Here is a 14,305-nt window from a genome sequence, read left to right on the forward strand (position 1 = left end):
ACCATGCGGATTGAATGCCCCATTTGCGGCAGCCGGGACCGGCGGGAGTTTTATTATCGCGGCGATGCCATCGCCTTAGCGCGGCCCGCGCCCGACGCCTCGGAAGAGGATTGGGATGCTTACCTTCACCTGCGCGACAACCCGGCGGGAGAGACCCGCGACCTGTGGCAGCATGAGGGCGGTTGCGGCGCGTGGCTGGTCGTCACCCGCGATACGGTGACCCATGCGGTTCACGCCGTCGAACTGGCGTCTGATGTGAAAAGGGCCATGGCATGAGGATCGCAGGGCGCGGATTGATCGACCGGGAGACGCCGGTCAGCTTTACTTTCGACGGGCGGCGCTATGACGGCTTTGCGGGCGACACGGTCGCCTCGGCCATGCTGGCGAACGGTCAGCGATTGATTGGGCGGTCGTTCAAATATCACCGCCCGCGCGGGGTGCTCAGCGCGGGCAGCGAAGAGCCGAACGCGCTGGTGACCACCGGGGTTGGCCCCGCATCGGAGCCCAACGTTCGCGCTACGATGCAAGAGATTTACGAAGGCTTGCAGGTGCGCAGCCAGAACGCTTGGCCGAGCCTTGATTTTGATCTCATGGCGGTAAACGACCTTGGCGCGCCCTTTCTGGGGGCGGGGTTCTATTACAAGACCTTCATGTGGCCGCGTCGGTTCTGGCGACATGTCTACGAGCCAGTGATCCGCCGCGCGGCAGGGCTTGGTCGGCTGAGCGGCCAGCCCAATGCCGACGCCTATGAGAAAGCCTATGCCTTTTGCGATCTCTTGGTGATCGGCGCAGGCCCGGCGGGTCTCATGGCAGCACTGACAGCGGCGCGGGCGGGGGCGGATGTGATCCTCGCCGACGAAGACGCGCTGATGGGCGGGCGGCTGAATGCCGAGAACGAGCACGTCGATGGCCAGCCGGGTCATGCATGGGCGGCGGGCGTTGTGGCGGAACTCGCGGCGATGGACAATGTGCGGCTAATGCCCCGCACGACGGTCACCGGCGCCTATGACGGCGGCATGTTCGGCGCGTTGGAGCGGGTCAACCAACACCGCGCGCGGCGGGGCGAAGGCGCGCCGCTGGAGTGTTTTTGGCGCATCGCGGCCAAGCAATCGATCCTCGCGTCCGGCGCATTGGAGCGCCCGGTGGCATTCGCCAATAACGACCGCCCCGGCATCATGACTGCGGGTGCGGTGCGGGCCTATCTGAACCGCTGGGGCGCGGCACCGGGCAAGCAGGTCGCGGTTTTCGGTAACAACGACGGCGCCCATCGCACCGCCCGCGATCTGGCATCGGCGGGGGTGCATGTGGTCGCGTTGATCGACAGCCGTGAGGGGGGCAGCATTGAAAGCGCGGATTTTCCGGTCCTGCGCGGGGCCGTGGTCTGCAACGCTTCGGGCCGCAAGGAATTGGAGGCCGTGACTATCCGCACAGCGAGCGGAGAGCATAAGATACAGGCCGACTGTCTGGCCATGTCGGGCGGCTGGAACCCCTCGCTGCATCTGACCTGCCATCTGGGCGCGCGACCGACGTGGGAGCCCGATATCCACGCCTTTGTCCCGACCCCCGGCGCGGTGCCGGGGATGCTTGTTGCGGGGGCCTGCAACGGCACCTTCTCGACCCACGGCTGTCTTGCGGCGGGTGTGGCGGCGGCAGGGGACGCGCTAGAGGTTTTGGGCCGCAAGCCAGAGCCCATGGACCTGCCGCAGGCCGATGACGCGCCCTACCGCCTTGCCCCGCTTTGGGCGGTGCCGGGCAAGGGCCGGGCGTGGCTGGATTTCCAGAACGATGTCTGCGTGAAAGACGTGCAACAGGCGGCGGCAGAGAGCTTCCGCTCAGTCGAGCATATGAAACGCTACACGACCCAAGGCATGGCCCCCGATCAGGGCAAGAATTCCAACGTTGCGGCGCTGGCGGTTCTGGCCGATGCCAGGGGGCGCGGCATCGCCGAGACGGGCACGACCACCTTCCGCCCGCCCTATACCCCGGTTGCGATTGCAGCGATGGGAGCGGGCGGGCAGGGCAAGGGCTTTGCGCCCGAGCGGCTGACCACCAGCCATGCGGCCAGCCTTGCCATGAACGCCCCGATGGTGGAGGCGGGGCTGTGGTATCGCCCCAGCTATTTCCCACGCGGGCAGGAACGCAACTGGCGGCAGTCCTGTGACCGGGAGGTCGGTTTTGTGCGCAACACGGTTGGGGTCTGCGATGTCTCAACCTTGGGCAAGATCGACATTCAAGGGCCGGATTCGGCCAAGCTGCTTGATCTGGTTTATACTAATAAGTTCAGCACCTTGAAGGTCGGCAAAGTGCGCTATGGTTTGATGCTGCGCGAGGATGGTTTCGTCATGGACGACGGCACCTGCGCGCGGTTGGGCGAGTCGCATTTCCTGATGACCACCACCACCGGCGCTGCCGGTGAGGTGATGCGCCATCTGGAATTCGTGACGCAATGCTTGCACCCAAACTGGCAGGTGCATCTGTCCTCGGTCACCGAACAATGGGCGCAATTTGCCGTGGCGGGGCCGAAGTCTCGTGAATTGTTGAACGGGCTGCTGGAGCAGCCAATCGACAATGACAGCTGCTCCTTCATGGCCTGCGGCGATGTGCGGCTTGGCGGGGTGGATGCGCGGCTATTCCGCATCTCCTTCTCTGGCGAACATGCCTATGAGATCGCCGTGCCCGCGCGCTATGGCGCGGCGCTGTTCGACCTGCTGGTCGCCGGGGCCGAGGCGCTGGAGGGCGGCGCCTATGGGATGGAGGCGCTCAACGTGTTGCGGCTGGAAAAGGGCCATATCACACACGCGGAGATCGATGGGCGCGCTACGGCGGGCGACATAGGCATGGAGCGCATGGTGTCGGACGCTAAGGATTGCATCGGCAAGACCATGTCCGAACGCCCCGGCCTGCGCGACCCAAACCGCGCGCAATTGGTCGGGCTGCGACCCGTCGGCGCGGTGAAACAACTCACGGCAGGGGCGTTTCTGTTCGAAGCCCGGGCCGAAGCCAGCCGCGAGAATGCGCAGGGGCATACGACCTCGGTCGGCTTTTCGCCGGATATCGGCACCTTTATCGGGCTGGGCTTTGTTACGCAGGGCCGTCAGCGGCACGGAGAGGTGATGCGCATGGTCGATCATCTGCGCGAGATTGAGGCGGAGGTGGAGATCTGCGCCCCGGTCTTTGTGGACCCGGAAGGAGGGCGCGCCCGTGGTTGAATTGAAAGCGCAAACGCCGTTCGGCGATCTGCTCCCGCTGCACATCGGTGACATGACGGTGGCGGCTCGTGATCTGGGCCAGTTGACCGTGCTGGGCGTGTTTGATCGGGCGGGCCTCTCCAAAGCGCTTGAGGCGGCCCATGGGGTTGCACTGCCAGAGCCACTTCAGAGCACCGCTGAGGGCGATGCCCAATGCCTGTGGTTTGGCCGGGAAGAGGCGCTGCTTGTCGGGCCTACGCCGGATGAGGCCCTTGCGAAACATGCAGCCCTTGTCGATGTCTCGGACGGATGGGCGGTGGCGGAGTTGCAGGGACCGGGGGCCGAAGACGTCTTGGCGCGTTTGGCCCCGGTGGACCTGCGCGACAGCGTCTTCGAACCCGGCGATACTCTGCGCAGCCAATTGCGGGAGATGCCCGCCTCGATCACCCGCACCGAGACCGGGTTTCTGCTGATGGTCTATCGGTCGATGGCCGCCACATTGGTGCAGGAATTGCGCCGCGCTATGGAAGCGGTGGCATCGCGGCGCTAGGTTGTCCGGCGGGGGCCCGAATCCCCGTTTGGCAAACAACGGAGCATAGACATGAACAGAACGATTTTCGCCGCATTGGCCGCGATGAGCATGGCGGTCTCGGGCCCGGCGCTGGCGGCCTCGAAAAAAGAAGACAGCTGTATGCATCAGGCCGCCGTGGTCGCCGCTGTGCAGCAGGCGCGGCTGGACCGGGTGAAGGAACGCGAAGTGCCCGCCGCCGTGAAGGCCCAAGCGACATGGCCCGAGAGCTTTAATACCGCGATCCCGCTGGTGACCCCTTGGGTCTATGAGATGAAAATGCGCGATGTGAACAAGAACGATCTTTCCGCTGCATGGAAAGAAATGTGCCTCGCGCAGTAAGCTAACAAACTCCATGCCGGGCAGGGGCGCTGCCCGGAATGGAGGGGCACTTTGCTGCCCGTGGCTGACCTGCCTCCTCTGGACTCTGATCCGCCCCGCCCGGTATATGAAGTCATGAGCCTGCCCCCTGGATTTTTGGAAGAACTGCGTGACCGCGCCAGCCTGTCTCAAGTGGTGGGGCGTAAGGTCATATGGGACAACCGAAAGTCCAATCAGGGCAAAGGCGACATGTGGGCGCCGTGCCCCTTCCATCAGGAGAAATCTGCCAGCTTTCACGTCGATGACCGCAAAGGCTTCTACTACTGCTTTGGCTGTCACGCGAAGGGGGACGCGATCTCTTTCGTGCGCGAGACCGAGAATGTGAGCTTCATGGAGGCGGTGGAGATCATCGCCCGGGAAGTCGGCATGCCGGTGCCCAAGCAAGACCCCCGCGCGCAGGCCAAGGCCGACAAACGCACGCAACTGGCCGAGGTGATGGAGCAAGCGGTGCAGTGGTTCCGCCTGCAGTTGCGCACCGGGGCTGCGGGGGCGGCGCGGGACTATCTGGCCAAGCGCGGCCTCTCGGAACAGGCGCAGGCGCATTGGGAGCTTGGCTTTGCGCCGAACAGTTGGCAGGGGCTTTGGGATGCGCTGAAGTCCAAGGGCGTGGCGGATGAGTTGATCCTTGGTGCGGGGTTGGCCAAGCCGTCCTCCAAGGGGGGCAAGCCCTATGACACTTTCCGCGGGCGCATCATGTTCCCGATCCGCGATGCGCGGGGGCGGGCGATTGCTTTTGGCGGTCGCGCGATGGACCAGGAGGATAAGGCGAAATACCTCAACTCTCCTGAGACGGAACTCTTCGACAAGGGCCGCAGCCTTTACAACGTGAAAGACGCCCGCGCCGCCGCCGGTCGGGGTCAGCCGCTGATCGTCGCCGAAGGCTATATGGATGTGATCGCCCTGCACGGGGCGGGGTTTGAAGGCGCCGTGGCCCCGCTTGGCACCGCGATTACCGAAAACCAGTTGCAGATGCTTTGGCGGATCGCGCCCGAGCCTATCATCACGCTGGACGGCGATGCGGCGGGCCAGCGCGCGGCGCTTCGATTGATCGATCTGGCCCTGCCGCTGTTGGAGGCCGGGCAAAGCCTGCGTTTCGCGGTGATGCCCGAGGGGCAGGACCCCGACGATCTGCTGCGGGCCCAAGGGGCCGGGGCCTTGCAAAAGCTTTTGGACAGCGCCCTGCCCATGGTGCGCTTGCTGTGGCAGCGCGAGACCGAGGGCAAGGTTTTCGACAGCCCCGAACGCAAGGCCGCGCTGGACAAAAGCCTGCGCGAAAAGATCAAGCTGATCCGCGATCCGTCGATCCGCAGCCACTACGGGCAAGAGATCAAAGACCTGCGGTGGGACCTGTTCCGCCCGCAAAAGAAACGCCCTGATTTCCGACCCATCGGGGGCAAAGGGCCGGGCAAGGGCAAAGGCGGCAAGGGCAGCCCATGGGGTGCACCGCTGGCCCCATTGGCCAGCACCAAAGCCTCGGCCCTCGTGGCGATGAGCGATGAGCAGGTGGGCATGCATCTGCGCGAGGCGGTGATCCTCGTCGCCCTCGTGGACTGCCCTCAGTTGATCGAAACCTTTGAGACCGGGCTGGAGGGGATGGGCTGCGCGGACCCCGACCACGCCCGGCTGCGCGATCTGCTGCTGCGTTTTGGCCATGCGGGTCAAAAGACGCTGCGCGAAGAGATTTCCTATTCCCTCGGCTGGGAGACACTTGAAAACATGAAGGGGCAACGCCACGTTGCGATCACGCCCTGCATCCGCAATCCCGGCAATGTCGAAATGACCCGGCTGACCGTGGCGGAGGAACTGGCCAAACTGGACGCTGCCCGCGGGCTGAACGAGGAAATTGCCGAAGCCGTAGAAGACCTGAGCGGCCCGGCAGACGAGGGGGTCACTTGGCGTCTGAGCGAAGCAGCCCGCGCCGCCGACATGGCCCGGCGCAGTGCACAAGAAGACAACAACGGTGAATTTGACGTTGGCGACAACGGCATGACCATGGACCGCGATGAGCGCAGTGCACTGGATGCGCTGCTTGGAACGATTAAATATGAGAAGTCGAAGGGCCGCGGATGAGGCATCAGCGTGGCCCATTTGCAGGACTTTTTGAAAATGCTGGGCAACGGGTTTAAGAATCACCAATAACCCCGCATGATTCGGAAAACCGAATCGTCTGCGGATGATTCGCGCTGACGCGCTGAAGGAGCATGAGATGGCTGCCAAAGATACGAATGACGACGCAAAGAGCAACGATTCAGAGGCTGGCCACTCGCTCGATATGAGCCAAGCCGCCGTGAAAAAGATGATCGGTGAGGCCCGCGAAAAGGGCTATATCACCTACGATCAGCTGAACACGGTGCTCCCGCCCGATCAGGTCAGCTCGGAACAGATCGAAGACGTGATGTCGATGCTCTCGGAAATGGGCATCAACATCATCGAGGATGAGGAAGCCGAAGAGGAAGAGAACAAAGGCTCGACCGAAATCGCGACGACTGAATCCAACCGCGATGTGGCGCTGTCTTCGGGTACCTCTGAGAAACTTGACCGTACCGACGACCCGGTGCGCATGTACCTGCGCGAGATGGGCAGTGTTGAGCTGCTCAGCCGTGAGGGCGAGATCGCCATCGCCAAGCGCATCGAGGCTGGCCGCAACACGATGATCGCCGGGCTTTGCGAAAGCCCGCTGACGTTTCAGGCGATCACCATCTGGCGCGACGAACTTCTCTCCGAAGACATTCTGCTGCGTGACGTGATCGACCTTGAAGCGACATTTGGTACGCAGATGGGCGATGAGGAAGAGACCACACCCGTCGTCGCCCCAACCGCTGGGAGCGAAACCAAGAGCGAAGACTCGAAACCCGAGTACGACGCTGACGGTAATCCGATCTCTTCCGACGATGACGACGATGAGGACGAACAGGCCAACATGAGCCTCGCGGCCATGGAAGCGGCGCTGAAGCCTCAGGTGCTAGAAGCGCTCGACATCATCGCGGATGATTACGAAAAGCTCAGCGCGATGCAGGACAGCCGCATCTCGGCCACGTTGAACGAGGACGGCACGTTCAGCAAAGAGCAGGAAGCAACCTACCAAAAGCTGCGCTCTGAGATCGTGCTTTTGGTGAATGAGTTGCACCTGCACAACAACCGTATCGAAGCCCTAATCGACCAGCTTTACGGCATCAACCGCCGCATCATGCAGATCGACAGCGCGATGGTGAAGCTCGCCGACCAAGCGCGCATCAACCGCAAGGAATTCGTCGACAACTACCGCGGCTACGAGCTTGATCCCAACTGGATGGAGCGGATGGCCGAGAAGTCCGGTCGCGGTTGGCAGATGTTCATCGAACGCTCATCTGACAAAGTGGATGAGCTACGCGCCGACATGGCGCAGGTTGGTCAGTACGTCGGTCTCGACATCTCTGAATTCCGCCGCATCGTGCAGCAGGTTCAGAAGGGCGAGAAAGAAGCCCGTCAGGCCAAGAAAGAAATGGTCGAGGCGAACCTGCGCCTCGTCATCTCCATCGCCAAGAAGTACACGAACCGCGGCCTGCAATTCCTTGATCTTATTCAGGAAGGCAACATCGGTCTGATGAAGGCCGTGGACAAGTTCGAATACCGCCGCGGCTATAAGTTCTCCACCTATGCGACATGGTGGATCCGGCAGGCGATCACCCGCTCGATCGCGGATCAGGCGCGCACCATCCGTATTCCGGTGCATATGATCGAGACGATCAACAAGCTGGTCCGGACCGGTCGCCAGATGCTGCACGAAATCGGCCGCGAGCCGACGCCAGAGGAACTGGCCGAGAAGCTGCAGATGCCGCTCGAAAAGGTCCGCAAGGTGATGAAAATCGCCAAAGAGCCGATTTCTCTCGAAACGCCAATCGGCGACGAGGAAGACAGCCAACTGGGCGACTTCATCGAGGATAAGAACGCGGTTCTGCCGCTGGATTCCGCCATTCAGGAAAACCTGAAGGAAACCACCACCCGCGTGCTGTCCTCGCTCACCCCACGCGAAGAGCGTGTCCTGCGGATGCGGTTCGGCATCGGCATGAACACCGACCACACGCTCGAAGAGGTTGGTCAGCAGTTTTCGGTGACCCGCGAACGTATTCGTCAGATCGAAGCCAAGGCGCTCCGCAAGCTGAAACATCCCAGCAGGTCGCGCAAACTACGCTCCTTCTTGGATCAATAAGACAACGCGCGGCCCCAGTGGCCGCGCTTTCTTTTGTGGGGTGGTCTTTGACCTGCTCCGCGAGACGCTTACATCTAGGGGATACCGTCGAAAGGATCCCTCCGATGCGCAAAATCGCTCTCACGCTTATATGTCTGCTACCGCTGCAAGCCGCCGCGCAGGCTTACCGTGCCGAGAACTGGCTGACTGTCGTGCCGCTTACGTCGCGCGACTTTGAGGTGATCGAAGACCGCGGCGCAGGCGCGCGGCAACTATGGTGCGCAGCAGCGGATTTTGCAGAGAACGTCCTTGGTCTGCCAAAGGACGAACGGCTTTTCATTAAAACTCCGCGTGGCCCTTCGGTAAGTGGGATGGGCCGTATCGGTGTCGTTTTCACCACCGACCCAGAGCGGGTGAGCGGCGACACGGGGCAATCCTATTCCGTCACCGTGCGCCGCGCCGGGGAGAACTTGCCAAGCCACCACGCGCGGCAGTTCTGCCTAGACCGGCTGATTGAGCTAGAGGATTTCTGAGAGGGAGCTGCCCTTTTGGCCGTTGTCACCGCCACGGGTTCGGGCCTAACCTGCGGGCAAATCAGCAGCGGATTGATCTTATGCGCCTATTCTATGCCACTGCCATATGCGCCGTTACGGCCAGCCAAGCGCTGGCCCTTTGCGCGCCTGAAAGTACCATTGTCCTAAGTTGTACAACCAACGGCGGGACAGATCATCTGGATGTATGCATCAGCGGGGATAGCGTCACTTATCGCTACGGTCCCGAAAGTGCGCCGGACCTCACACTGACGACGACAGTGGCGCGGCTAGAACACCAACCATGGCCGGGTATCGGCCGCGCGATTTGGGAGGCGGCGACCTTTCGCAATGGTGCGTTTTCTTATGAGGTCTACAGTTCCTACGACAAATTCGATCAGATCAGCGATGGCGGCGTGACAGTCTATCAGCAAGACAATGAAGTTGCCTCTCTCGCCTGCGATGCGGGCTCAGTGAAATTGGGGCTTTTTGCGATCGGCGATGCGAAAGAGGCGGCGGGCCAATGCTGGGATCCTGAGGCACAGATTTGGGGGCAGTGCTAAACGCATGCAGACGGTTTTTTCTATCCAAACGCGCGGTCAGGCGCTTTATGAGTTTACCGATGACGTTAGCCGCTGGCTTGCGGGGCAGGGCGATGGGTTGTTGACGCTGCTGGTGCGCCACACTTCCGCATCGCTACTGTTACAGGAAAACGCCGATCCGGACGTGCAGCGCGATTTGCTGGCGTATTTCGCTCGACTTGTGCCGCCGACCAGTGATCCTCAGATGTCCTATTTGACCCATGTTTTGGAGGGGCCAGACGACATGCCCGCACATATTAAATCCGCCATGCTGCCGGTCAGTCTTAGCATTCCGGTCATGCACGGGCGCATGATGTTGGGCACTTGGCAGGGCATTTACCTCTTTGAGCACCGCGACGCGCCGCATCAACGGCAGGTCGCGGCGCATTTTCGGCCCGACTAACCGCCAGGCCGGTGCGTGCGTTAATCCGTGGGCATCAGATGGATTTCGCGGATCGATGCGCGGGCGGGGGCCTCTAGCGCGTGCATGACGGCTGCAGCCACATCTTCGGGGTGCAGTTTGTCCGGCTTGGCCTCGTCAAAGAACGCGGTATCGACCATGCCGGGGGACACAACCATGCAGCGCCCGCCCCATTCGGCCATCTCATCGGCTAGATTGCCTGCGAAGCCGTGGATGAACCATTTGGTGGCGCCGTAGATCGACCCTTGAATATGCACACGCCCGGCGGCGGAGCCGGTGACGACATATTGCCCGGTGGTTTTGCGCAGATGTGGCATGGCGGCATGGGCGGTATAGAGGGCGCCCATGATATTGAGGTCGACCATTGCCTTCCAATCCTGCGGATCTCCGTTCTCTGTGCCCGCAGGGCTGGTGCCGCGCCCGGCATTGGCAAAGGCGGCGTCGACCTCGCCAAAGTGATCGGCCAGCTTGTCGAGCGCCTGTTTCTGCGCATCGTAGTCCGTGGCATCGCCCACAAGCACCAGCGCCTGATCGCCAATCTCGGCGGCAAGGTCGTTCAACTTGTCTTCGCTACGGGCGAAAAGACCGATGTTCCAACCTGCTTTGGCGGCGGCACGGGCAGTGGCTGCGCCGATCCCGCTGGAGGCGCCGGTGAGGAAAAGTGTCTTGGTCATGAAGTGCTCCGTTTATAGTCTTCACAGATCAACGCGGGGGCAGAGCGTTGGGTCCATGACACATTTTTGAACGCAACATCTAGCTGTGAAAATCTTCTCTACCCAAAACCTCGCGGCTCCCCTATAAGTTTTGACAAGAGGGCCGCGCGCCCCACAAGTGAGGCAGGATGAAGAGGGGGACGGCCCATGCGCTGCCCGTTTTGCGGAAATATCGACACCCAAGTGAAAGACAGCCGCCCGGCCGAGGATCACGTTTCGATCCGGCGCCGACGGTTCTGCCCGGCTTGCGGGGGCCGCTTCACCACCTATGAACGGGTGCAACTGCGCGATCTTGTGGTGATTAAGACCTCTGGCAAACGCGAAGACTTTGACCGCGACAAGCTGGAACGCTCGATCCGCATCTCCATGCAAAAACGCCCCATTGATCCGGAACGTATCGATCAGATGATTTCCGGCATCGTGCGGCGGTTGGAAAGCATGGGCGAGACCGACATCAGCTCGAAACATATCGGTGAGATCGTGATGGAAGCGCTCGCCCGGATCGACACCGTGGCCTATGTGCGTTTCGCCTCTGTTTACAAGAACTTCCAAGCCGCGGATGATTTCGACAAATTCGTTCAAGAACTGCGCCCCGACGCCCTTCCCGAAGAGTGACGGACGATAGAGTGAGCGACGCGCGCTTCATGGCGCTGGCGCTGTCCTTGGGGCGGCGCGGGCAGGGCAATGTTTGGCCCAATCCGGCGGTCGGCTGTGTGATTACCCAAGGCCCCCGCATCGTTGGGCGCGGTTGGACCCAGCCCAGCGGGCGGCCCCATGCAGAGCCGCAGGCGCTGGCGCAGGCCGGTGAGGCCGCGCGGGGGGCGACGGTTTATGTCACGCTTGAGCCTTGCTCTCACCATGGCAAAACACCTCCCTGTGCACAGGCATTGATTGATGCGGGTGTCGCGCGGGTGGTGATCGCCACACAGGACGATGATGCGCGGGTCAATGGGCGCGGCATTGCGATGCTCCGCACAGCGGGAATTGAGGTTGAGGTCGGGGTGCGCGAGTCTGAGGCCCGCGCCGATCATGCCGGGTTCTTCTGCCGCACTGATCTGGGCCGCCCGATGCTGACGCTGAAGCTCGCCAATTCTTTTGACGGGCGCATTGCCACCGGCACTGGGGAAAGCCAATGGATCACCGACGCCCCGGCGCGGCGGCTGACCCATGCCATGCGTAGCCGTCACGACGCGGTGATGGTTGGCGCGGGCACGGCGCGTAAGGATGATCCAAGCCTTACGGTGCGGGGCTTGGGCGTGGCACATCAACCGGCCCGCGTTGTGGTTTCACGCAGGCTTGACCTGCCGTTGATGGGGCAGTTGGCGCGGACGGCTTCGGATATTCCTTTGATCCTATGCCACGGCAGCGATGCTGATCCGGCGCTTGTGCGCACTTGGTCCGATCTCGGCGCAACTTTGCTGCCCTGCGCGGCGCGGGGCGCGCAGTTGGACCCTGTGGATGTATTGCGCCAGTTGGCCAGCCATGGGCTGACGCGGATTTTCTGCGAGGGCGGCAGCGCCTTGGCGGCGTCTTTGATCGAGGCCGATCTGGTGGACCGCTTGGTAGGCTTTACCGCCGGGCTGGTGATCGGGGCCGAGGGTCTGCCCGGCATCGGCGCGCTTGGCCTGTCGCGCTTGGCCGAAGCACCGCGTTTCGCGCTGCAATCGAGCCAACGCATTGGACCGGACCTGCTGCATGTCTGGCGGCGCAACGCTCCGGCCTAATCGCTACCGCCGCCAAAGATGGTTCTGGCTGGCAAAGACCCCTTGAAGTTTCGACAGCAGCCGATTGCCCAGCCCGGCGCGGGGCATATGCCCGGTGGCGAGCCGTTCGACCACGACTTCGACCGGACAGGACAAGCCGCTGACGGGATCGCGGTAGCGCGGGTAGTCGATGAGCGCGGCATGTACCAACCCCTCCAGCGTAACCCGCGCGCGGCGGCGCGGCGGCACGTCGCCGTGGTCTTCGGTCAGGCCCCAACCTGCGTAGAAGGGCGCGCCCAAGGTCACGACCGGCACGCGGCGCAGCAGAGCCTCAAACCCCAGAAGCGAGGTCATGGTCCAGACCGCATCGACTTGGCCCAGCAGCGCCATGGGATCGGCATTGTGCAGGACCAGATCGGCATGTCCTGCGTCGGTCGCGCCTTTGCGCAGCCCGGCTTCGACATCCGGGTGAGGTTTATAGAGGATCACCGCATCGGGGTTGGCGGCGCGGGCGGCGGCGAGCAAAGCCGCGTTGGTGCGCACCCCGCTTGTGCCCGTAAGGATCGAAGCGTCATCCTCCACCTGACCCGGCACCAAAATGCGGCGGCCTGGCGGCAGCTCGGGCGCGGCCCCGCCGAGGTTGTATTTGCTCAGGCCCGCCCCGGTGAGCGTTTCAATCAGCGCGCGGGCGCGGACATGTTGATCAGAGCGAAGGACAGCGCGTTTTTCGATCCATTTTTCCAAGCGGCTTGGCCCTTCGGGATCGTAGTAGATTCCCAGATTATCGCAGACCAACGACAAAGGCGGCACCAGTTCGGCGCCAAGGCCACGTGAGCGCAGAAACCCATCCTCCACCTGGAAGGCACCCGTTGGCGCGGTGTCAGCCTTGCTGGCCCAGACCATGGCGCGGCGGGGGGGCGCAGGCATCTCAGGCGGGCCTTTACGAAAGCGGATTGGGGTCGGCTGGCCGAAGAACTGCTGCAATGGGCGGCGCTTCCACAGGCGCATGCCCCAAGCGTCCCAGCCGGCATGATCCTCGCGCCATGCGCGGGCCTGCGCGGCGAGGGAGGTAACGGCGGTTTCAAAGCTGCCGAGCCGGTCGCGATAGGGATCGTACCATGCGGGATAAAGGATCATCGCCGCCGCAAAGAGCTGCGCGCGGCTGAGGCGGCGCTGGCGGCGTTGGACGGGGAATTCATCCTCTGTCAGCCCCCAGCCCGCGTAGAAAGGCTGGCCAAAGACGCGCGGCCTGTGCCCGGCAAAGATCGCTTCGAACCCCATTTGCGAGGAGACGGTATAGACGCCAACCGCCCCTTCGAACAGCATCCAAGGGCTGATGGGATCGGTCAGCAGGGTGATGCGGTCGTTGGTATCCTCGGGGCCGTAATGCCCGGCGCGGTAGCCCTGTGCCGTTTCGGGATGGCTCTTTATGATGACCCGCGCGCCGGGGTGTTCTTCCTGCGCGAAAACGAGCATCTCCAGAAACCGCCCCCGATCCGCCCCTGAGGCGGTCACGGAGGCATCGCCGCGTGTCTGGTCGATCACAAGCACATAGCCGGGATCGGGCGCGGGCGTGTCCGCGTCAAAACCTGCGTATTTGGTTAGATGCGCTTCGGTCAACTGCGCCATGCCGCCCCGCGCACGGTTCAAGAGCGCGGTGTCGTCGAGCGGGTGATGGGCAAGAAGCTCTTCAAGGTCCGAGGGCTGGGCAGGGTCGAAATGCGCGCCCCGACTGTCGATCAGCAGGCCCAAGGGCGGCTCGCCCGCGCGCCCCGGTTGGAGCGAGCGCAGCCAAGCGTCCTCGACCCGGATCACCGGCACGTCGCGTTTTGCCGCCACGGCCAGCCCGCGATGCGCGGTGGGGGAGTTGCCCCAGACTGCCACGGCATCGCCGGGGCCGGGCAGGCCAAGCCGCAGGGAATGGCCTGACAACTGCAATATGCGCCGCACCCGGCGCTGCGTCAGAAACCCCCCGTTATATACGAAAAGCCGCCGGCTCCTTTCGGGACCGGCGGCGGGGGAGAAATATGGGTCAGCTTCAAAGGCCACCGG

At 62.9% G+C, this 14,305-nt stretch carries 13 protein-coding genes; 11 read left to right on the forward strand and 2 right to left on the reverse strand.

The genetic code is table 11. The features are described 5' to 3' along the window. Window positions 1-3: 3 nt before the first annotated feature. The 9 genes from ACSQ16_RS08305 (at window position 4) to ACSQ16_RS08345 (ending at window position 9,819) form a co-directional block, all read left to right on the forward strand. Entirely contained in the window at window positions 4-276 is a 273-nt protein-coding gene (locus ACSQ16_RS08305) for a sarcosine oxidase subunit delta (protein WP_243260985.1), read from the forward strand. Beyond that, entirely contained in the window at window positions 273-3,209 is a 2,937-nt protein-coding gene (locus ACSQ16_RS08310) for a sarcosine oxidase subunit alpha family protein (RefSeq protein ID WP_243260984.1), read from the forward strand. The genes ACSQ16_RS08305 and ACSQ16_RS08310 overlap by 4 nt, the downstream gene beginning before the upstream one ends. Next, a complete protein-coding gene (locus ACSQ16_RS08315; RefSeq protein WP_243260983.1) occupies window positions 3,202-3,738 on the forward strand; it encodes a sarcosine oxidase subunit gamma in 537 nt (178 codons plus the stop codon). Before ACSQ16_RS08310 ends, ACSQ16_RS08315 begins: the two co-directional genes overlap by 8 nt. A 51-nt stretch (window positions 3,739-3,789) precedes the next feature. After that, window positions 3,790-4,098, forward strand: coding sequence for a hypothetical protein (locus ACSQ16_RS08320; RefSeq protein ID WP_243260982.1), 309 nt, complete (start codon window positions 3,790-3,792; stop codon window positions 4,096-4,098). 114 nt (window positions 4,099-4,212) lie between these two features. Further along, window positions 4,213-6,207 carry a DNA primase gene (dnaG, locus tag ACSQ16_RS08325; RefSeq protein WP_243260981.1) on the forward strand — a complete coding sequence of 665 codons (1,995 nt, stop codon included), beginning with the start codon at window positions 4,213-4,215 and terminating at the stop codon, window positions 6,205-6,207. Window positions 6,208-6,343: 136 nt separating this feature from the next. Then, window positions 6,344-8,326: an RNA polymerase sigma factor RpoD gene (gene rpoD, locus ACSQ16_RS08330; protein ID WP_093927159.1), complete on the forward strand. Its 1,983-nt coding sequence runs from the start codon at window positions 6,344-6,346 to the stop codon at window positions 8,324-8,326. Between the two features lie 104 nt (window positions 8,327-8,430). After that, on the forward strand, window positions 8,431-8,838 hold the full coding sequence (locus ACSQ16_RS08335) for a hypothetical protein (RefSeq protein WP_243260980.1): 408 nt from the start codon (window positions 8,431-8,433) through the stop codon (window positions 8,836-8,838). A gap of 80 nt (window positions 8,839-8,918) precedes the next feature. Beyond that, complete coding sequence (locus tag ACSQ16_RS08340) at window positions 8,919-9,398, forward strand: hypothetical protein (protein ID WP_243260979.1); 480 nt, start codon at window positions 8,919-8,921, stop codon at window positions 9,396-9,398. A 4-nt stretch (window positions 9,399-9,402) separates the two neighbouring features. Further along, window positions 9,403-9,819: a secondary thiamine-phosphate synthase enzyme YjbQ gene (locus tag ACSQ16_RS08345; protein ID WP_243260978.1), complete on the forward strand. Its 417-nt coding sequence runs from the start codon at window positions 9,403-9,405 to the stop codon at window positions 9,817-9,819. Between the two features lie 20 nt (window positions 9,820-9,839). Here ACSQ16_RS08345 and ACSQ16_RS08350 read toward each other — a convergent pair whose 3' ends face one another. Continuing rightward, window positions 9,840-10,511, reverse strand: a complete 672-nt coding sequence (locus ACSQ16_RS08350; protein WP_243260977.1) for an SDR family oxidoreductase — start codon at window positions 10,509-10,511, stop codon at window positions 9,840-9,842. Window positions 10,512-10,697: 186 nt separating this feature from the next. Here ACSQ16_RS08350 and nrdR point away from each other — a divergent pair, with 186 nt between their 5' ends. Then, on the forward strand, window positions 10,698-11,165 hold the full coding sequence (nrdR, locus tag ACSQ16_RS08355; RefSeq protein WP_067264800.1) for a transcriptional regulator NrdR: 468 nt from the start codon (window positions 10,698-10,700) through the stop codon (window positions 11,163-11,165). Window positions 11,166-11,194: 29 nt separating this feature from the next. Next, a complete protein-coding gene (gene ribD / locus ACSQ16_RS08360; RefSeq protein WP_243263194.1) occupies window positions 11,195-12,274 on the forward strand; it encodes a bifunctional diaminohydroxyphosphoribosylaminopyrimidine deaminase/5-amino-6-(5-phosphoribosylamino)uracil reductase RibD in 1,080 nt (359 codons plus the stop codon). Between the two features lie 3 nt (window positions 12,275-12,277). Here the strand turns inward: ribD and ACSQ16_RS08365 are convergent, their stop codons facing one another. Beyond that, window positions 12,278-14,302: a capsular polysaccharide biosynthesis protein gene (locus ACSQ16_RS08365; protein WP_243260976.1), complete on the reverse strand. Its 2,025-nt coding sequence runs from the start codon at window positions 14,300-14,302 to the stop codon at window positions 12,278-12,280. Window positions 14,303-14,305 lie beyond the last annotated feature (3 nt).

Origin of the sequence: Sulfitobacter sp. SH24 (assembly GCF_965641895.1) — a bacterium.
GTDB classification, from domain to species: Bacteria; Pseudomonadota; Alphaproteobacteria; order Rhodobacterales; family Rhodobacteraceae; genus Sulfitobacter; species Sulfitobacter dubius.

Excerpts from the sequence above, each read along its gene's own strand:
- ACSQ16_RS08305 (WP_243260985.1), top strand. The coding sequence starts at position 4 with ATGCGGATTGAATGCCCCATTTGCGGCAGCCGGGACCGGCGGGAGTTT.
- ACSQ16_RS08310 (WP_243260984.1), top strand. The coding sequence starts at position 273 with ATGAGGATCGCAGGGCGCGGATTGATCGACCGGGAGACGCCGGTCAGC.
- ACSQ16_RS08320 (WP_243260982.1), top strand. The coding sequence starts at position 3,790 with ATGAACAGAACGATTTTCGCCGCATTGGCCGCGATGAGCATGGCGGTC.
- dnaG (WP_243260981.1), top strand. The coding sequence starts at position 4,213 with ATGAGCCTGCCCCCTGGATTTTTGGAAGAACTGCGTGACCGCGCCAGC.
- rpoD (WP_093927159.1), top strand. The coding sequence starts at position 6,344 with ATGGCTGCCAAAGATACGAATGACGACGCAAAGAGCAACGATTCAGAG.
- ACSQ16_RS08335 (WP_243260980.1), top strand. The coding sequence starts at position 8,431 with ATGCGCAAAATCGCTCTCACGCTTATATGTCTGCTACCGCTGCAAGCC.
- ACSQ16_RS08340 (WP_243260979.1), top strand. The coding sequence starts at position 8,919 with ATGCGCCTATTCTATGCCACTGCCATATGCGCCGTTACGGCCAGCCAA.
- ACSQ16_RS08345 (WP_243260978.1), top strand. The coding sequence starts at position 9,403 with ATGCAGACGGTTTTTTCTATCCAAACGCGCGGTCAGGCGCTTTATGAG.
- ACSQ16_RS08350 (WP_243260977.1), bottom strand. The coding sequence starts at position 10,511 with ATGACCAAGACACTTTTCCTCACCGGCGCCTCCAGCGGGATCGGCGCA.
- nrdR (WP_067264800.1), top strand. The coding sequence starts at position 10,698 with ATGCGCTGCCCGTTTTGCGGAAATATCGACACCCAAGTGAAAGACAGC.
- ribD (WP_243263194.1), top strand. The coding sequence starts at position 11,195 with ATGGCGCTGGCGCTGTCCTTGGGGCGGCGCGGGCAGGGCAATGTTTGG.